Genomic DNA, 14617 nt, shown 5'->3' with positions numbered 1-14617 from the left:
CCGGCGACCGGTGCCGGTACGTGCCGCGCGACGCCGAGGAGCGCTCAGTTCCCTGGCTTGAACCACTGCTCGACGCCCTTCTGCACGCTCTCGGAGACCGCTTCGGGGTCGGTCTGGCCCGCGAGCATCTTCTGCACCTCGTCCCGGAAGACCGCGTCACCGTTCGGCTGGCCGTACCGGAAGTCGACGAGCAGTGTGTACGGGGCGCCGTTGTCGGCGTAGTTCTTGGCCATCTCGGCCAGCAGCGGGTCCGAGGGGGTGACGCCGGGGACCGCGGACAACTGCTTCAGCTCGGACGCGTAGAGCTGCCCGAACTCCGGCGTCGCCATCCACTTGACCAGTTCGAGCGCCTCGGCCTGGTGGGTGGACTTGGCGTTGACGCCGAACGAGCCGTCGGCCCAGCCGGGCGTGACCGGCGTGGTCACGGGGGAGCCGGGTGGCGGCGGCACCGGGAACTGGCCGACCTCCAGGCTCGGGTTCGCCTTGAGCACGGGCGCCAGGTCGAAGGCTCCCGTCGGGTACATCGCGGCCTTCCCCGTGGCGAACAGCGCCTGGACGTCGGGGATCTTGACGGCCACCACGTCCTTGGGGAAGTACGGCTCCAGGTCCTTGATCAGCTTGACGGAGGCCGTGAAGTCGGGGTCGGTGAACTTCTTCTTGCCGCCGATCACGGCGTCCCGGAACGCGGTGCTGCCGTAGCGGGCGTTGCCGAAGATCTCGTGGACGATCGGCAGTGTCCAGGTGGCGTCGGGACCGGCGGCGACGGCGAACGGGGTGATCCCGGCCCCCTGCAGCTTCTTGGCCGCCGCGATCATCTCGTCCCAGGTGGCGGGGGGCTGGATGCCGTTGTCGGCGAACAGCTTCTTGTTGTAGAGCACCTGGAGCGTCTGGTAGGCGAACGGAACGCCGTAGATCTTGCCGTCCGTGTGACCCTTGGCGCCCTCGAGCAGCTTGGCGTCGAAGCCGGACAGCGCGTCCACCTTGCCGTCCAGCGGCACCAGCTGGCCCGCCTCGACCAGCGGCTGGAGGCCGCCGTACGCACGCAGCTGGGCGACGTCGGGACCGGCGGTGCCGGACAGGCCCGTGGCCAGGATGTTGTTGTACTCGGTGGCCTGGAACGGCTTGAACTCGACGTGGATCTTCGGGTGCGACTCCTCGAACTTGGCGAGGATCTTCTCGTACGCCTTGACGTCCTCCACCCGCCACGACCACAGACTGAGCGTGACCTTGCCGGCGGTCTCGTCGCTCTCGCCGGACGACCCGCTTCCGGGCGCGCACGCCGCGAGCGCCAGAGTGAGCGCCCCGATCGCCCCCGCGATCCACCTTCTCTTCATGAGACTTCCTTTCGGCTCGTAGCCAGGTCGGCGAGCGCTGCGCGCACCCTGCCGCCGGCGGCCTGTAGTGCGATTCGCGCCTCTCCCACGGGGGCATCGGCGAGGAGGCAGACCAGGGCGACCTTCAGGTCCCCCTCTGCCGCGGTGAGCGTTTCGGCGCACTGCGCCTCGGTGCGGCCGGTGGCCTCTTCGAGGATCGTGACCAGGCGGCCGCGGAGTTTCGCGTTGGTGGCGGTCACGTCGGTCATGAGGTTCGAGTACGTCCGGCCGATCCGGATCATGACTGCGGTGGAGAACGTGTTGAGCACGAGCTTCTGCGCGGTTCCCGCCTTCATCCGCGTCGATCCCGCGATGACCTCGGGGCCGGTGTCGACCGCGACGTGGACGTCGACCAGTTCACCGAGCGGGGCCGGCGGGTTCGACGACACCAGGACGGTCGCCGCTCCCGCCGCGCCCGCCGCGCGCAGCGCCCCCGCGACGTACGGCGTGCGCCCACTGGCCGACAGCCCGATCGCGAGGTCGCCCGGGCGCAGGACGAGCGCCTCGGCGGCGCCCTTCGCCTCGTCGTCCTCCACGTTCTCTATCGCCTGCTCGAAGGCGGCGATGCCGCCCGCGTGGTGCGCGACGACCTGCCCCGGGTCGATCGTGTACGTCGGCACGAGTTCGGCCGCGTCGAGCACCGCGATGCGGCCGGAGCTGCCCGCGCCGAAGTAGTGGATCGACCGGCCCGCCGTCAGCGCGGCCACCCCGAGGTCGACGGCCTTGGCCAGCTCGGGGAGGACGGCCCGGACCGCCGGGGCGACGAGGCGGTCCTCGTCGTTGACGAGCTTCAGCATGTCGAGGGTCGAGCGGAGGTCGATGTCGAGCGTACGCGGGTTGGCGCGTTCGGTCGGGGCCGCCACCTTGACCGCCTCGAGCTCATCATCCGTCACGGAACTTTCCGCCTTAGGGGAGTGCGTGGTGGGCATGGATCTCGCTGTGAGCCGGGCGTCAATACATGGAGCGGCTCCAGCCGTCGGGGACGAACAGGTTCGCGTCGTGCGGGTTCCGGTCCTCGAAGTGAACCCCCGGCCCGCTGATCCGCACCATGTCCACGTACACGCCGCGGCCCTGGTAGAGCGGGTCGTTCACGTAGCGCCACCGCAGCCCGGTGGTCCCGGCCGGAAGGTCGGCCGTCGCCTGCAGCCACTGGCGGCCCTCGAAACCCGAGAACGTGCCGTCCGACGACCAGCGGTGCGGGCCGGCGCGCAGCTCCATCGGCACGCGGCTCCAGGTGGCCCCGCCGTCGGCGCTGGCTTCGAGTGACCCGATGTCGGAGTCCGCCTCCGTGTCGTACCAGAGGGCGAAGGACATCCGCGCGCCCTCCGGCGCGCCGACCGGCAGCGTGAGCGTCGCCGTCCGGGCGTCCGCGACTCCGGAGAACCACGCGTCCCGGCCCTGGGCGGGCCGTACCGGAACGGCCAGCGCCAGGTCACGGGCGACCGCCCGGCGGGCGGGGTTGTTGGAGCCCCAGTCTCGGCTGGGGTGCACCCGGTTGGTCAGCAGGATCATGAACGAGCCCGACAGCGGGTCGATGACCAGCGACGTCCCGGTGTAGCCGGTGTGCCCGCCGGTGACCGGCGAGGAGAGCCCGTCCATGTACCACATCTGGTCGAGCTCGAAGCCGAGGCCGTGCGCGTTGCCGGGGAAGGCGCTGTTGAAGTTCGTCAGCAGCAGCCGCACCGAGTCCTCCGACAGGATGCGCGCTCGGCCGTGGTGGCCGCCGTTGAGCAGCGTCTGGGCCAGGATCGCCATGTCGTATGCCGTGGAGAAGACCCCGGCGTGGCCGGCGACCCCGCCGAGCGACCAGGCGTTCTCGTCGTGCACCTGGCCCCAGACCATGCCGCGGTCGGGCTCGGTCGTGGTCTGGTACTCGGTGGCGGCGATCCGCGGTTTGAGCGCCGGGTCCGGGTTGTAACCGGTGTCGCGCATCCCGAGCGGCCCGGTCAGGTTCTCCGCGACGACGACGTCGAGTGGCTTGCCGGTCACCCGCTCCACGATGACCCCGAGCGTGATCAGGTTGAGGTCGGAGTAGACGTAGACCCTGTCCGGCGGGTTCGCCGGCGCGACGTTCCAGACCGCGGCGTACCGATCCTCGATCGTCGGCTGGTTGTACAGCGGTATCCACGCCGGCAGCCCCGACGTGTGGGTGAGCAGGTGCCGGACCGTGATCCCGCCCTTGCCCTTGGCCGCGAACTCCGGGATGTACGCGGTCACGGGGGTGTCGAGCCCGATCCGTCCCTGCTCGATCTGCTGCGCGGCCACGATCGAGGTGAAGAGCTTGGACACCGACGCCAGGTCGAAGATCGTGTCCTTGCGCATCGGGATCTGCTGGTCGGGTGGCAGCTCGGTGGGCGTGGAGTCGGCGTAGCGCACCGCCTTCCCCATCGCCTCGTGGGTCGCGATCACGCCGTTCCTGCCCGCGATCACGACCGCCCCCGAGTAGAGCGGCCATGTCGGCGACGGCCGCATGAACCCCGCGGCGTCTGGCGCGATCCGGTCCACGTACTCGGGGACCAGGCCCGCCATGCGGGCGTCGCCGTACCGCAGCGTCCTGTCGGCGAACCGCACGTCGTCGATGGTGACGGTCGGCGGGCCCCCGACGGCCGCCGACGCGGAGGGGGGACTCGCCACGGTGAGTACGGCAGTGAGGGCCACGATGAGGGCCGCGGCGACCACGAGGGCCGGCGATGCACGCACGGTCAGCGCCCCCCGCGGTAGATCAGGTACTTCTCGCGCGTCTTGGCGAACGCCGCGAGCTCGGCGGCCCAGCCGGCCTCGACCTCGTCGGGGCCCTTCCCGGCGTCGATGTCGGTCCGGGCCCGGGTCGAGCCGGTCATCTTGTCGATCCAGTACGGCCTGGCCGGGTCGGAGGTGTCGAATCGCCAGGCGAAGCCGGCCGGGTAGAGCCCCTTCGCTGTGACGATCATCGCGATGGCCGTCTTGACCGGGTCGAACACCTTCCGGTCCGTGACGTACAGCTGCACCCCGCCGCACAACACGTTCACGTGCTTGGAGAACGTGGGCGTGAAGTAGGCCAGGCGGAACCCGGCGCCGGGCAGGCGCTGCGCGTTGAGCGCGTCCGCCCACCGGTGGTCGACGTACGGGGCGCCGATGAGCTCGAAGGGCCGGGTCGTGCCGCGTCCCTCCGACAGGTTGGTGCCCTCGAACATGCCGGTCCCCGAGTAGACGAACGCGGTGTCCACGGTCGGCATGTTCGGCGACGGCAGGACCCAGGGCAGGCCGGTGTCCTCGTACGCCAGGTCCCGTTTCCAGCCGCGCATCTCCACGACCGTCAGGTCCACCGGCTGGTCCAGGAACTCGGCGTTGAACAGCTTCGCCAGCTCGCCGACGGTCATGCCGTGCGCCTGGGAGATCGCCTCCCTGCCGATGAACGTGGAGAACTGCGGCGTCATGACGGGCCCGTAGGCCCTGCGGGCGGTGATCGGGTTGGGCCGGTCGAGGACGACGAACCGCTTGCCGGCCAGCGCCGCGGCCTGCATGGAGTCGAACATCGTCCAGATGTAGGTGTAGAAGCGGGCGCCGGCGTCCTGGATGTCGAACATGATCGTGTCCACGCCCGACCTGGTGAAGATGTCGGCCAGCGCCTGGCCGCTCTTCAGGTACGTGTCGTAGACCGGCAGCCCGGTCTGCTCGTCCACGTAGAAGCCTTCGGAGCCGCCGGCCTGAGCCGCGCCGCGGAACCCGTGCTCGGGGCCGAACACCGCGACGAGTTCGATCCTGTCGTCGGCGGCCATCACGTCGACCTCGTGGGTGAGGTCAGGCAGGATGCCGGTCGGGTTGGTCACGATGCCGACCTTCTGGCCACGCACGAGCCTGTAGCCGTCGGCCATCAGGACCTGGACGCCGGTCTGGAAGTCGCGGCGCGATGGACGGTCGTCGTTTCGGGGGAAGCCCATGCCTGTCCCGGCCACGGCGACGGCCGCGGTGGACAGCAGGGCCCTTCGTGTGAAGGGCTGGCCCATGAGGGGGTTGCTCCGTTCTGCCGGAGGGTCAGTAGCTCAGGCCGTGTCCGTAGGGGTAGAGGACCGAGCCGTCGGCGGCCGGGATCGTCACCGGCAGCTTGCCTGTGGGGCGGGTCATGCCGAACAGCACCCGTGCGGTGGCCTCCATCGCCGGCTTCTCCCACGAGTACGTCGCGAGGTACGTCGGGGCGTCGGGGAAGTCCACGATGTCGTACGGGTTGCGGGCGGCGACGATGACGACGGGCTTGCCGGTGGCGAGCAGCGCGTTGACCAGGTTGCGCTGGGAGGCGGAGTTGTTGGAGTTCACGGTGGTGACCACGACGAGGTCGCTCGCGCCGGCCTTGGCCACCGCCGTGTCGACGGTGGCCTGGGTGGGGGCCGTCCCCGTCTCGAACAACTCGGTGGTGACTCCGAGATCGCCGATCGCCTCGGCGAGCCGCTCGGTCGGCGGGATCTTCACGGACGGCGGCGCGACGTTGCGGTAGCCGGTCACCAGGACCCGCTGACCTGTTCTCCTCAACGGCAGCGCGTGGGCGTCGTTCCGCACGAGCGTCACGGTGCGGCCGGCGACCGCGCGGGCGAGCGCCTCGTGCCCCGGAGTGCCGACGCGGTCGAGCACCTTGCGTTCATTGACCAGCTGGTCACCGCGGAAGAACCCACGCTGCTGCTTGAGGCGCAGGACGCGGTAGACGGATTCGTCGATGCGCTTTTCCGTCAGCTCGCCCGAGTGGACGGCGTTCAGCACGGCGTTGTAGGCGACGTCGAGGGAGAGCGAGCTCGCCGGGTCGTCGACGATCATCAGCATGTCGACCCCGGCCTTGAGCGCGAGCACCGGGACGCGGTCGTCGCCGTACTTGTCGCGCACGCCCTGCATGGACAGCGAGTCGGTGACCACGACGCCGTCGTAGCCGAGCTCGCCGCGCAGCAGCCCCGTCATGATCTCCGGATCGAGCGTCGCGGGGTCGCAGCCCTCCTGGGTCACCACGTCGCAGTCGCTCTGCAGGTACGGCATGACCACGTGCGCCGTCATGATCATGTCGGCGCCCGCGGCGATGCCGGCCCGGAACGGCGGCGCGTCGACCTGCTCCCACTCCTGCTTCGTGTGGAAGATCCACGGCACGCCGTTGTGGCTGTCGGTGATCGTGTCGCCGTGACCGGGGAAGTGCTTCAGACTCGACGAGACGCCGCCCTGCTGCAGACCGCGGACGGAGGCTCGCGTCAGGTCGGACACGAGCGAGGTGCTCTCCCCGAACGAGCGGACGCCGATCACCGGGTTGCCCGGGTTGATGTTGACGTCGGCGACCGGCGCGTAGTCCTGGTTGATGCCGAGTGCGGCCAGTTCCTTGCCGGTGACCATCCCCGTGGTGAACGCGTCACCTGCGCTGCGGGTCGCTCCGAGCGCCATCTGCCCGGGGAACGCGGTGAACGGCTCGTCCAGCCGGTAGACGGCGCCGTGCTCCTGGTCGGTGGCGATCAGCAGCGGAATCTTCGCCGGCTGCCTCGCCGCCGCCCGCTGCAGGTCGTTGGACAGTCCCGCCGTCTTGACGGGGTCGTTGAGGTTGTTCGACCACCGGAAGTAGAGGATCGCGCCGAGCTTGTACTTGGCGATGAGGTCGTCGCCGTTCCTGACGCCGGGGCCGTACATCGCCTGGTTCGCGGCGACGTCGGCCGGGGCGGGCGCGTCACCGCTCTCTCCGTAGACGTTCGCCACGAAGAGCTGCCCGACCTTCTCCTCGAGACTCATGTTCGCGATCTTGTCGAGGATCCAGCGGTCCTTCCCGCCGTGAGCATGTGCGGCCGGCGCCGTCCCCACTCCGAGAACCGCCACCGCCGCCAGAGTCAGTAACCGCCGGTAACGCATCTGGTCCTCCAACCACTCGCATGTGAGTAAATGTCATGCAAGGTCACCGCGTTGCCTGGAAGTTACTTACATCCGACTGGATGGTCAACGCCTTCTTGACGGAAAATTCAGGCGTTCCGCCGCGGAAACCGGCGGTGCCGGAGAGGGGGACGCGAGCGGACGACGCCGTACGCCGCCGACTTCCGCAGGTCGGGAGTGAGGCGGAATCCGGAGGCCGACGGCGCGTGTCATCCGTCAGAGCCGGGGCGGTTCATCAAGACCCGCGCGGTGAGATTGCGGGCGGCGATCCCCAGTCGCGTCCTCGGGATGAGCAGCCCTGCGGCTCGTCCGATGTTGCGCTGCTTCGGTCCGACGAGGGTGCGGTGCCCGGTCTCGTAGCGGCGGAACGCCTCCGCGTGGTCTGTCGTCCGCGCGAGCGCCTCGGCGAGGGTGTGGGCGCCGGCCATGGCGAGGCTCGAGCCGTCGCCGAACAGCGACACGCACGACGCCGCGTCGCCGAGCAGCGCGATGCGGCCCTGCGCCCAGGTGGGCAGACGCACCTGGCTGACCGAGTCGAAGTACAGGTCCTCGGTCTTCCGCAGCCGCCCGAGCAGTTCCGGCACCCGCCAGCCGGCGTCCGCGTAGGCCTCGGTGACGATTCGCCTGTGCTGCTCGGTGTCGCGGTGGTCGAAGCCGGCGATCGCGGGGCCGCGGAAGATGAAGGCGGCGAGGGCCTGGCCTCGTGACGGGTGGACGGAGACCAGCCTGCCGGGGGTGTTGAACAGGACCACGTCGTGCGGGTGGTCGACGACACCGTCGAGGGGCATGGTCGCGACGTAGACGCCCATGTGCCGCACGAAGCCGGCCTCCGGGCCGAACGCCAGCCGCCGCACCGTGGAGTGGAGCCCGTCGGCGCCGATGACCAGGTCGAAGCGGCGCGGTGGGGCGTGGTCGAAGATGACGTCGACCCCGTGCTCGTCCTGCCGCATCGAGACGATCGTGTCGTCGAACAGGAACTCGGCGTCGTCGCGGGCGCTCTCGTAGAGGGCGGCGGCCAGGTCGCCGCGCGGAAGTTCGACCTCCCGATTGCCGGCGGCGCTGCGGGAGGCGCGCATGGCCACACGGGCCACCTGCCGTCCGGAGGCGTCGACGACGCGCATCGCGGTCGCCTGGGTGGCGACGTCGCGCAGGCGGGACATGATGCCCATTCCTTCGGCCACGGGAAGGGCGGGGCCGCGCACGTCGACGGGGTTGCCGCTGGAGCGCAGGCCCTGAGACCGCTCCACGACGGTGGGCCGGAACCCGTGGCGGGCCAGCCAGAAGGCGAGGGTGGGGCCGGCGATGCCGCCGCCGGAGATGAGCACGCTGCGAGGGGACATGCCGACACCATAACCGCACTCAGTGCGGATTTGCAATGAGTGCGGATATGCGTCGGATGCCTATCTGCGTCGAGTGCCGTATGCTGTGGCCCGTGTCTCTTCGCGAACGCAAGCGGGCCCGCATCCGTCAGACCCTCGTCGAGGCCGCGATCGAGCTGTTCGAACGAGACGGCTACGACGAGACGACCATCGCCGACATCGCCGCCGCGGCCGACATCGGCACGCGCACGTTCTTCAGCTACTTCGCCAGCAAGGAGGAGTTGCTGTTCCCGGAGAGCGACGCGCGGGTGCGGGCGGCGGTCGAGGCCATCGAGTCGCGTGGTCCAGACGACGGCCCGGCCGAGGTGTTGCTGCGCGCGCTGCGCAAGGTCGGCGAGGACAGCGACGACATGGCGAGCAGGCTCGCCGCGCTGCGGCTGCGGTTGGTGCGCACCGTGCCGGTGGTGCGCGGGCGCGCCCTGCAGATCCAGCTCGACGCGCAGCGGGAGATCGCCAGGAATCTGGCCGAGGCGTTCCCCGAGCAGCTCGACGAGGTGAGCGCGGCCGCGCTGACCGGGGCGTTCATCGGCGCGATCACGAGTGCGCTGCAGGTGCTGCTCGACGACACCGACAAGCTCGACGACCCGGCCGCGGTGCAGGAGGCCGTCCGCCGTGCGACGGACGTGGCGCTCACCCCATGGCTGCGGGCGTCGGCGTGGACGGTCGAACAGCCTCCGCACGGTACGGCCTGAGCCGTTCACGACTTCGAAATCTCATGCCGCCGAAGGCGGATATAGGTGACATCTACGCGGCATTTGCGACGAATGTCGTCGGAGCACGGCCCTTCGCGGTGTGAATTCGCGCCGAATAGGGGTGGCGAACGGCGATGGAGCTCTCATTGACGTGCACGCGCCGCCGTCCGAGGGGCGGCGCGTCCGAGCGGATCGAGAGGTGACCGGTAAGGCGCCTTTCCGGTTCGCGGTCCCTGATTCATCGAAGAAGAGAATTGCCGCTGTGGCGTATTCGCCTTCCGGCGGACTCCTATTCGCCAAGCGGGAAGCGGCGGTCGGTGACCGGCATCGCGAACCATCGCGTCGGGTGCCGAGGTTCCGCGTCGGCGGTCCGTGCGCCGGAGGGGCTCCGGCGCACGGACTGGGTCAGCCGAGCAGGCCGTCGGCGAGGGGGCCGAGGGAGAGCGCGGGCAGGAAGTTGAGCAGCGCGACGATCAGAGCGGTGCCGGTGGCAAGGACCACGAAACTGACACCCTGGGTGCGCAGTGTGCCTGCCGTCACCGCCTGGGGTTGCCGCCTCACGAGCCGGCCGGCCAGCGCCAGGACGAAGGCCATCGGCAGATATCGCCCGATGAACATTGCCGCCGTCATCGTGAGGTTGTAGAACATCGTGTTGCCGTTCAGGCCCGCCATGGCGCTGCCGTTGCTGTTGACGTTGCTGGTGTAGGCGTACAGCACCTCGGTGAGACCGTGCGCCCCCACGTTGCCCATCGACGACACCCCCGCCGGAAGCCCGACGGCGAGCCCGGTGAAGACGAGGATGAGGCTGGGCGACACCAGTGAGTAGAGCACGACGTAGCGCATCTCGGAGAAGCCGATGCGCTTGCCCATGAACTCGGGTGTACGGCCCACCATGAGTCCGCCCAGGAAGACGGCCACCAGCACGACCATGATCAGGCCGTAGAGACCGCTGCCCGTGCCGCCGGGGGCGATCTCGCCCAGCATCATGGCCGCGAGCAGGACCCCGCCGCCGAGACTGGAGAAGCTGTCGTAGGAGGCGTTGAGCGCGCCGTCGGCGCTCGCCGTCGCCGAGACGCCGAAGAGCGTGCTCGCGGGGATGCCGAAACGGGTCTCCGTCCCCTCCGTCTGGGCGCCCACCGCCTGCGCGACCGTGCCGGTGTGCGCGGCCTGGGCGGCGTTGCCCGCGATGAGCAGCAGGCCGAACAGGATGCCGACCACGATGAGCAGCGTCCAGCCCAGCCTGAGGTTGCCGGTCATCCGGCCGAAGGTCCGGATGAACGCGGTGGGGACGATCAGCATGATGAGGATCTCGAGGCTGTTGCTCAGCGACGAGGGGTTCTCGAACGGGTGGGCGCTGCTGGCGTTGAAGAAGCCGCCGCCGTCTCCGGTCATGAGCTTGACCGGCTCCCAGGAGCCGACGGGGCCGCCGATCAGGGTCTGCGTGCCGCCCGCGACCGTGTTCACGACCTGCGCGCCGTCCAGGTTCTGCTGGACGCCCATGCAGATCAGCACGATTCCGAAGAGGACGGCCAGCGGCAGCAGGACGCGGAAGACGCTGCGGACCAGGTCGACCCAGAAGTTGCCGATCTCCGTACCGCTCCGCCTGACCAGGCCGCGGATGAGCGCGAGGCCGACGCACATGCCGACGGCCGCGGACGCGAAGCCCTGGACGCCGAGCCCGGCCATGACGGCCAGGTGGCCCGTCGTGGCCTCGCCGGCGTAGTTCTGCCAGCTCGTGTTGGTCGTGAAGCTGACCGCGGTGTGCAGGGCCAGCTGCCATGGCATGCCGGGGTGGCCGAGCGACCACGGCAGCGAGCCCTGGAAGGTGAACAGGGCGAACAGGGCCACGACGCTCAGCACCGTGAAGGCCATCAGCGCCACCAGATAGTGGCGCCAGTCCTGCTCACGGTCGGGATCGATGCCGCAGATCCGGTAGAGGCGGCGCTCGACGGCGAGGTGGCGGCCGCCGTCCAGCGTGCGGGCCATGTAGTCGCCCACGGGGACGTGCAGCACCACCAGGAGGGCGAGGACGAACAGTGCTTGCAGCCAGCCGTACATGATCAGGACTCCTGGTCCAGCGCGAGGTTGAGCGTCAGGACGTTCACGCCGGGCTCTCCGAGGAAGCCGAGGCCGCGGCCAGTGGTGTTCTCGGCGATGAGCTCCTTGACCCGGTCCAGGCCGAGGCCGCGTTCCCGCGCGACGCGGGGGGCCTGGAGGGCGGCGTACGCCGGTGAGATGTGCGGGTCGAGGCCGCTTCCGCTCGCGGCGACCGCGTCCGCGGGCACCACGGGGTCGGCGGGCGCGTCCCCGCGGACGGGCACGACCAGCGCCTTGCTGTAGTCGCCGCGCGGGTTGGCGCATTCCACGGTCACGCCTTCGTACGCGGACAGGAACGGCACGGCGGGGCACGCCTGGTTCAGGCTGACCACGCGGGTCGCCCGCCCGCTCAGCCCCTGCTCGCGGAACACGCCGAGGACGGCGCCCACGCCGTCCGAGGTGCAGTACGGCCGGGAGCCGCTGACTCCCTCGAGTTCGCCGACGGCCACGCTCCGTGCGCACACCTGGGTGAGCAGGCTGAGTTTGCCCGAGTCGGGGTCGGCCGGATCCGGAAGGACGTCGACGACGCTCTGCGAGCCCAGGTTGCTCGCCCCGGTCGCGCCCGGGTCGTAGCCGTCGCCGGCGGCCGAGGGACGGCTCTGGAAGTAGCGCCTGATCGGCTTGCCGTCCGTTCCGGTGAAGGACTGACCGACGAGCTCGCTGCCGACCGCCGCGCCGTTCTTCTTGACGACGGAGCCGCCGGCCCGATGACCGAAGACCGCCTGGGCGACGCCGGTCATCGCGAGCGGATAGAGCAGGCCGAGGGTGAGGGTGAGCACCACCACCATCCGTAAGGCCGCCAGGTGGTGGGCGAGCCACCGCGGAAGACGAGTCATGATCAGATTCCTGGGATGAACTGGACGACGAGGTCGATCAGCTTGATGGCCGCGAAGGGCACGACCACACCGCCGAGGCCGTACACCCAGAGGTTGCGGGCCAGCAGTGTCCCGGCGCTGGACGGGCGGTAGCGCACGCCCCGGAGCGCGAGCGGGATCAACGCGACGATGACGACGGCGTTGAAGACGACGGCGGAGAGGACGGCCGAGAGCGGCGAGTGCAGGCCCATGACGTTGAGCCGGGACAGGCCCGGATAGATCGGGCCGAACATGGCGGGAAGGATCGCGAAGTACTTGGCGATGTCGTTGGCGATCGAGAAGGTCGTCAGCGCGCCGCGGGTGATGAGCAGCTGCTTGCCGATCTCCACGATTTCGACGATCTTCGTCGGGTCGGAGTCGAGGTCGACCATGTTGCCGGCCTCCTTGGCGGCCGACGTGCCGGTGTTCATCGCCACCCCGACGTCGGCCTGCGCGAGCGCGGGCGCGTCGTTGGTGCCGTCACCGGTCATCGCGACCAGCCGGCCGCCCTCCTGCTCCTTCTTGATCAGAGCGAGCTTGTCCTCGGGAGTCGCCTCGGCCAGGAAGTCGTCGACCCCCGCCTCCTCGGCGATCGCCCGCGCGGTGGTCGGGTTGTCGCCCGTGATCATCACGGTGCGGATGCCCATCCGGCGCATCTCCGCGAACCGCTCGCGAAGACCCGGCTTCACGACGTCCTTGAGGTGAATCACGCCGAGGACGCGCGTCTGCTCCGCCACGACCAGGGGAGTGCCGCCGGACGCGGACGCCCTCTGGACCGTCTCGCCGAGTTCCGGCGGAACGGATCCGCCGTGGTCGTGCACCCACGCGGAGACCGAGGCGGCAGCGCCCTTGCGCAGGCTGCGCGAGGGGAGGTCCACGCCCGACATCCGGGTGACGGCGGAGAAGGGCACCCACTGCCCGTCCTCCTCGGCGCCCGCGTGCGCGCCGACGCGGCGGCGGGCCAGGTCCAGGATGGAGCGTCCCTCGGGTGTCCTGTCGGCGAGGCTGGACAGCAGGGCGGCGTGCGCGAGCTCGGCCTCCCGCGTCCCGCCGACGGGGATGAAGGAGTCGGCCTGCCTGTTGCCGTACGTGATGGTGCCGGTCTTGTCCAGCAGGAGCGTGTGCACGTCGCCGGCGGCCTCGACCGCCCGCCCCGACATCGCGAGCACGTTGCGCTGCACCATCCGGTCCATGCCGGCGATGCCGATCGCGGACAGGAGAGCGCCGATCGTCGTCGGGATCAGGCAGACCAGGAGTGAGACCAGCACGACGGCGGAGATGCCCGCGCCGGTGATGGCAAGGGTGTCGGGCGCCGCGGCCATCACGCCCTTGGAGAAGATCGCCATCGGCTGGAGCGTGACGGTGGCCATCAGGAAGATGACGGTCAGCGCGACCAGGAGCAGGTTGAGCGCGAGCTCGTTCGGGGTCTTCTGCCGCTTGGCGCCCTCCACCAGACCGATCATCCGGTCGATGAAGCTCTCGCCCGGATCCTGGGCGATCCGCACGACGATCCGGTCGGACAGGACGCGCGTTCCTCCCGTCACGGCACAGCGGTCGCCGCCGGACTCCCGGATGACCGGGGCCGACTCGCCGGTGATCGCGGACTCGTCGACGCTGGCCACGCCATCGACCACGTCGCCGTCGCCCGGGATCAGCTCACCGGCGTCGACGACCACGACGTCGCCACGGCGCAGGAGCGCGGCCGGGATCTCCTCGGCGCGGATCGCCGACGACGGGACACCCTCGGCCCAGCCCGCGACGCGCCGGGCGACGGTCTGCTGCCGCGTGAGGCGCAGCGTGTCCGCCTGAGCGCGGCCCCTGCTCTCGGCCACGGCCTCGGCCAGGTTGGCGAACACCACGGTGAGCCAGAGCCAGGCGGTGATCAGCCAGCCGAACAGGGACGGATGAGGGATGGTGAACACCGTGGTCAGCAGCGCGCCCACCTCGGTGACGAACATGACGGGGTTGCGCCACAGAGTCCGCGGGTCGAGCTTGCGCAGTGCCTCCGGCATCGCCTTCCAGAGCTGCCGTGGATCGAGCATCCCGGCGGCGACCCTGTGGGCGGATCGGGGCTCCTCGACACGGGTGGTGTCCGGGGCGACCGGCGCTTCGACGGCCATCAGAACCTCTCAGGGAAGCGGATCGCGAGGAGGAGATAAACGAGCAGAGCGACGGCAACGATCAAGCCGATAAGATTTTCGACGGTCACCGGAGATCACCATAAATTCCACGCTGAGGATGCTTGTAGAACGTAGGTCCTCCTATAGCGGGTCACGCAAGCCGCTTAACGCGTCCACGATGGAATCTCATCGCGATGTTGACGCGGACCGGCCTTGGAACGGGTTCGGCGGCGTCTT

11 protein-coding genes are annotated in these 14617 nt (G+C 70.0%); 1 reads left to right on the top strand and 10 read right to left on the bottom strand.

The genetic code is table 11. The features are described from left to right. Positions 1-44 precede the first annotated feature (44 nt). The 6 genes from Pph01_RS03440 to Pph01_RS03415 form a co-directional block, all read right to left on the bottom strand. On the bottom strand, positions 45-1334 hold the full coding sequence (locus tag Pph01_RS03440) for an extracellular solute-binding protein (protein WP_204071436.1): 1290 nt from the start codon (positions 1332-1334) through the stop codon (positions 45-47). Further along, positions 1331-2302 (bottom strand): N-acetylmuramic acid 6-phosphate etherase, encoded by a 972-nt coding sequence (locus Pph01_RS03435; RefSeq protein WP_204071435.1) that lies wholly within the window; start codon positions 2300-2302, stop codon positions 1331-1333. The genes Pph01_RS03440 and Pph01_RS03435 overlap by 4 nt, the downstream gene beginning before the upstream one ends. A 22-nt stretch (positions 2303-2324) precedes the next feature. After that, positions 2325-4073 carry a serine hydrolase domain-containing protein gene (locus Pph01_RS03430; RefSeq protein ID WP_204071434.1) on the bottom strand — a complete coding sequence of 583 codons (1749 nt, stop codon included), beginning with the start codon at positions 4071-4073 and terminating at the stop codon, positions 2325-2327. A 2-nt stretch (positions 4074-4075) separates the two neighbouring features. Continuing rightward, complete coding sequence (locus Pph01_RS03425) at positions 4076-5359, bottom strand: exo-beta-N-acetylmuramidase NamZ family protein (protein ID WP_204071433.1); 1284 nt, start codon at positions 5357-5359, stop codon at positions 4076-4078. Positions 5360-5387: 28 nt separating this feature from the next. After that, a complete protein-coding gene (locus tag Pph01_RS03420; RefSeq protein WP_239116408.1) occupies positions 5388-7187 on the bottom strand; it encodes a glycoside hydrolase family 3 protein in 1800 nt (599 codons plus the stop codon). Between the two features lie 260 nt (positions 7188-7447). Next, complete coding sequence (locus tag Pph01_RS03415) at positions 7448-8578, bottom strand: FAD-dependent monooxygenase (protein ID WP_204071431.1); 1131 nt, start codon at positions 8576-8578, stop codon at positions 7448-7450. A gap of 92 nt (positions 8579-8670) precedes the next feature. Between Pph01_RS03415 and Pph01_RS03410 the strand changes: the two genes are divergently transcribed. Continuing rightward, entirely contained in the window at positions 8671-9309 is a 639-nt protein-coding gene (locus Pph01_RS03410) for a TetR/AcrR family transcriptional regulator (RefSeq protein ID WP_239116407.1), read from the top strand. A gap of 405 nt (positions 9310-9714) precedes the next feature. Here the strand turns inward: Pph01_RS03410 and kdpA are convergent, their stop codons facing one another. From kdpA to kdpF, 4 genes are read right to left on the bottom strand one after another with little or no spacing between them, the layout of a single operon-like run. Then, positions 9715-11367, bottom strand: a complete 1653-nt coding sequence (gene kdpA / locus Pph01_RS03405; RefSeq protein ID WP_204071430.1) for a potassium-transporting ATPase subunit KdpA — start codon at positions 11365-11367, stop codon at positions 9715-9717. 2 nt (positions 11368-11369) lie between these two features. Beyond that, positions 11370-12242, bottom strand: coding sequence for a potassium-transporting ATPase subunit C (locus Pph01_RS03400; RefSeq protein ID WP_204071429.1), 873 nt, complete (start codon positions 12240-12242; stop codon positions 11370-11372). A gap of 2 nt (positions 12243-12244) precedes the next feature. Continuing rightward, positions 12245-14380 carry a potassium-transporting ATPase subunit KdpB gene (gene kdpB / locus Pph01_RS03395; RefSeq protein ID WP_204071428.1) on the bottom strand — a complete coding sequence of 712 codons (2136 nt, stop codon included), beginning with the start codon at positions 14378-14380 and terminating at the stop codon, positions 12245-12247. Continuing rightward, a complete protein-coding gene (gene kdpF / locus Pph01_RS43620; protein ID WP_204071427.1) occupies positions 14380-14469 on the bottom strand; it encodes a K(+)-transporting ATPase subunit F in 90 nt (29 codons plus the stop codon). Before kdpF ends, kdpB begins: the two co-directional genes overlap by 1 nt. Positions 14470-14617 lie beyond the last annotated feature (148 nt).

Origin of the sequence: Planotetraspora phitsanulokensis, from assembly GCF_016863295.1 — a bacterium.
In the GTDB taxonomy this organism is placed as follows: Bacteria; Actinomycetota; Actinomycetes; order Streptosporangiales; family Streptosporangiaceae; genus Planotetraspora; species Planotetraspora phitsanulokensis.
The sequence above is the reverse complement of the archived record's forward strand: the minus strand, read 5'-3'. Positions and strand labels throughout refer to the sequence as shown.

What these genes read in the sequence shown, in the direction of transcription:
- Pph01_RS03425 (WP_204071433.1), bottom strand. Translation starts at nt 5,359, where the DNA reads ATGGGCCAGCCCTTCACACGAAGGGCCCTGCTGTCCACCGCGGCCGTC.
- kdpA (WP_204071430.1), bottom strand. Translation starts at nt 11,367, where the DNA reads ATGTACGGCTGGCTGCAAGCACTGTTCGTCCTCGCCCTCCTGGTGGTG.
- kdpB (WP_204071428.1), bottom strand. Translation starts at nt 14,380, where the DNA reads ATGGCCGTCGAAGCGCCGGTCGCCCCGGACACCACCCGTGTCGAGGAG.
- Pph01_RS03400 (WP_204071429.1), bottom strand. Translation starts at nt 12,242, where the DNA reads ATGACTCGTCTTCCGCGGTGGCTCGCCCACCACCTGGCGGCCTTACGG.
- Pph01_RS03440 (WP_204071436.1), bottom strand. Translation starts at nt 1,334, where the DNA reads ATGAAGAGAAGGTGGATCGCGGGGGCGATCGGGGCGCTCACTCTGGCG.
- Pph01_RS03415 (WP_204071431.1), bottom strand. Translation starts at nt 8,578, where the DNA reads ATGTCCCCTCGCAGCGTGCTCATCTCCGGCGGCGGCATCGCCGGCCCC.
- Pph01_RS03435 (WP_204071435.1), bottom strand. Translation starts at nt 2,302, where the DNA reads ATGCCCACCACGCACTCCCCTAAGGCGGAAAGTTCCGTGACGGATGAT.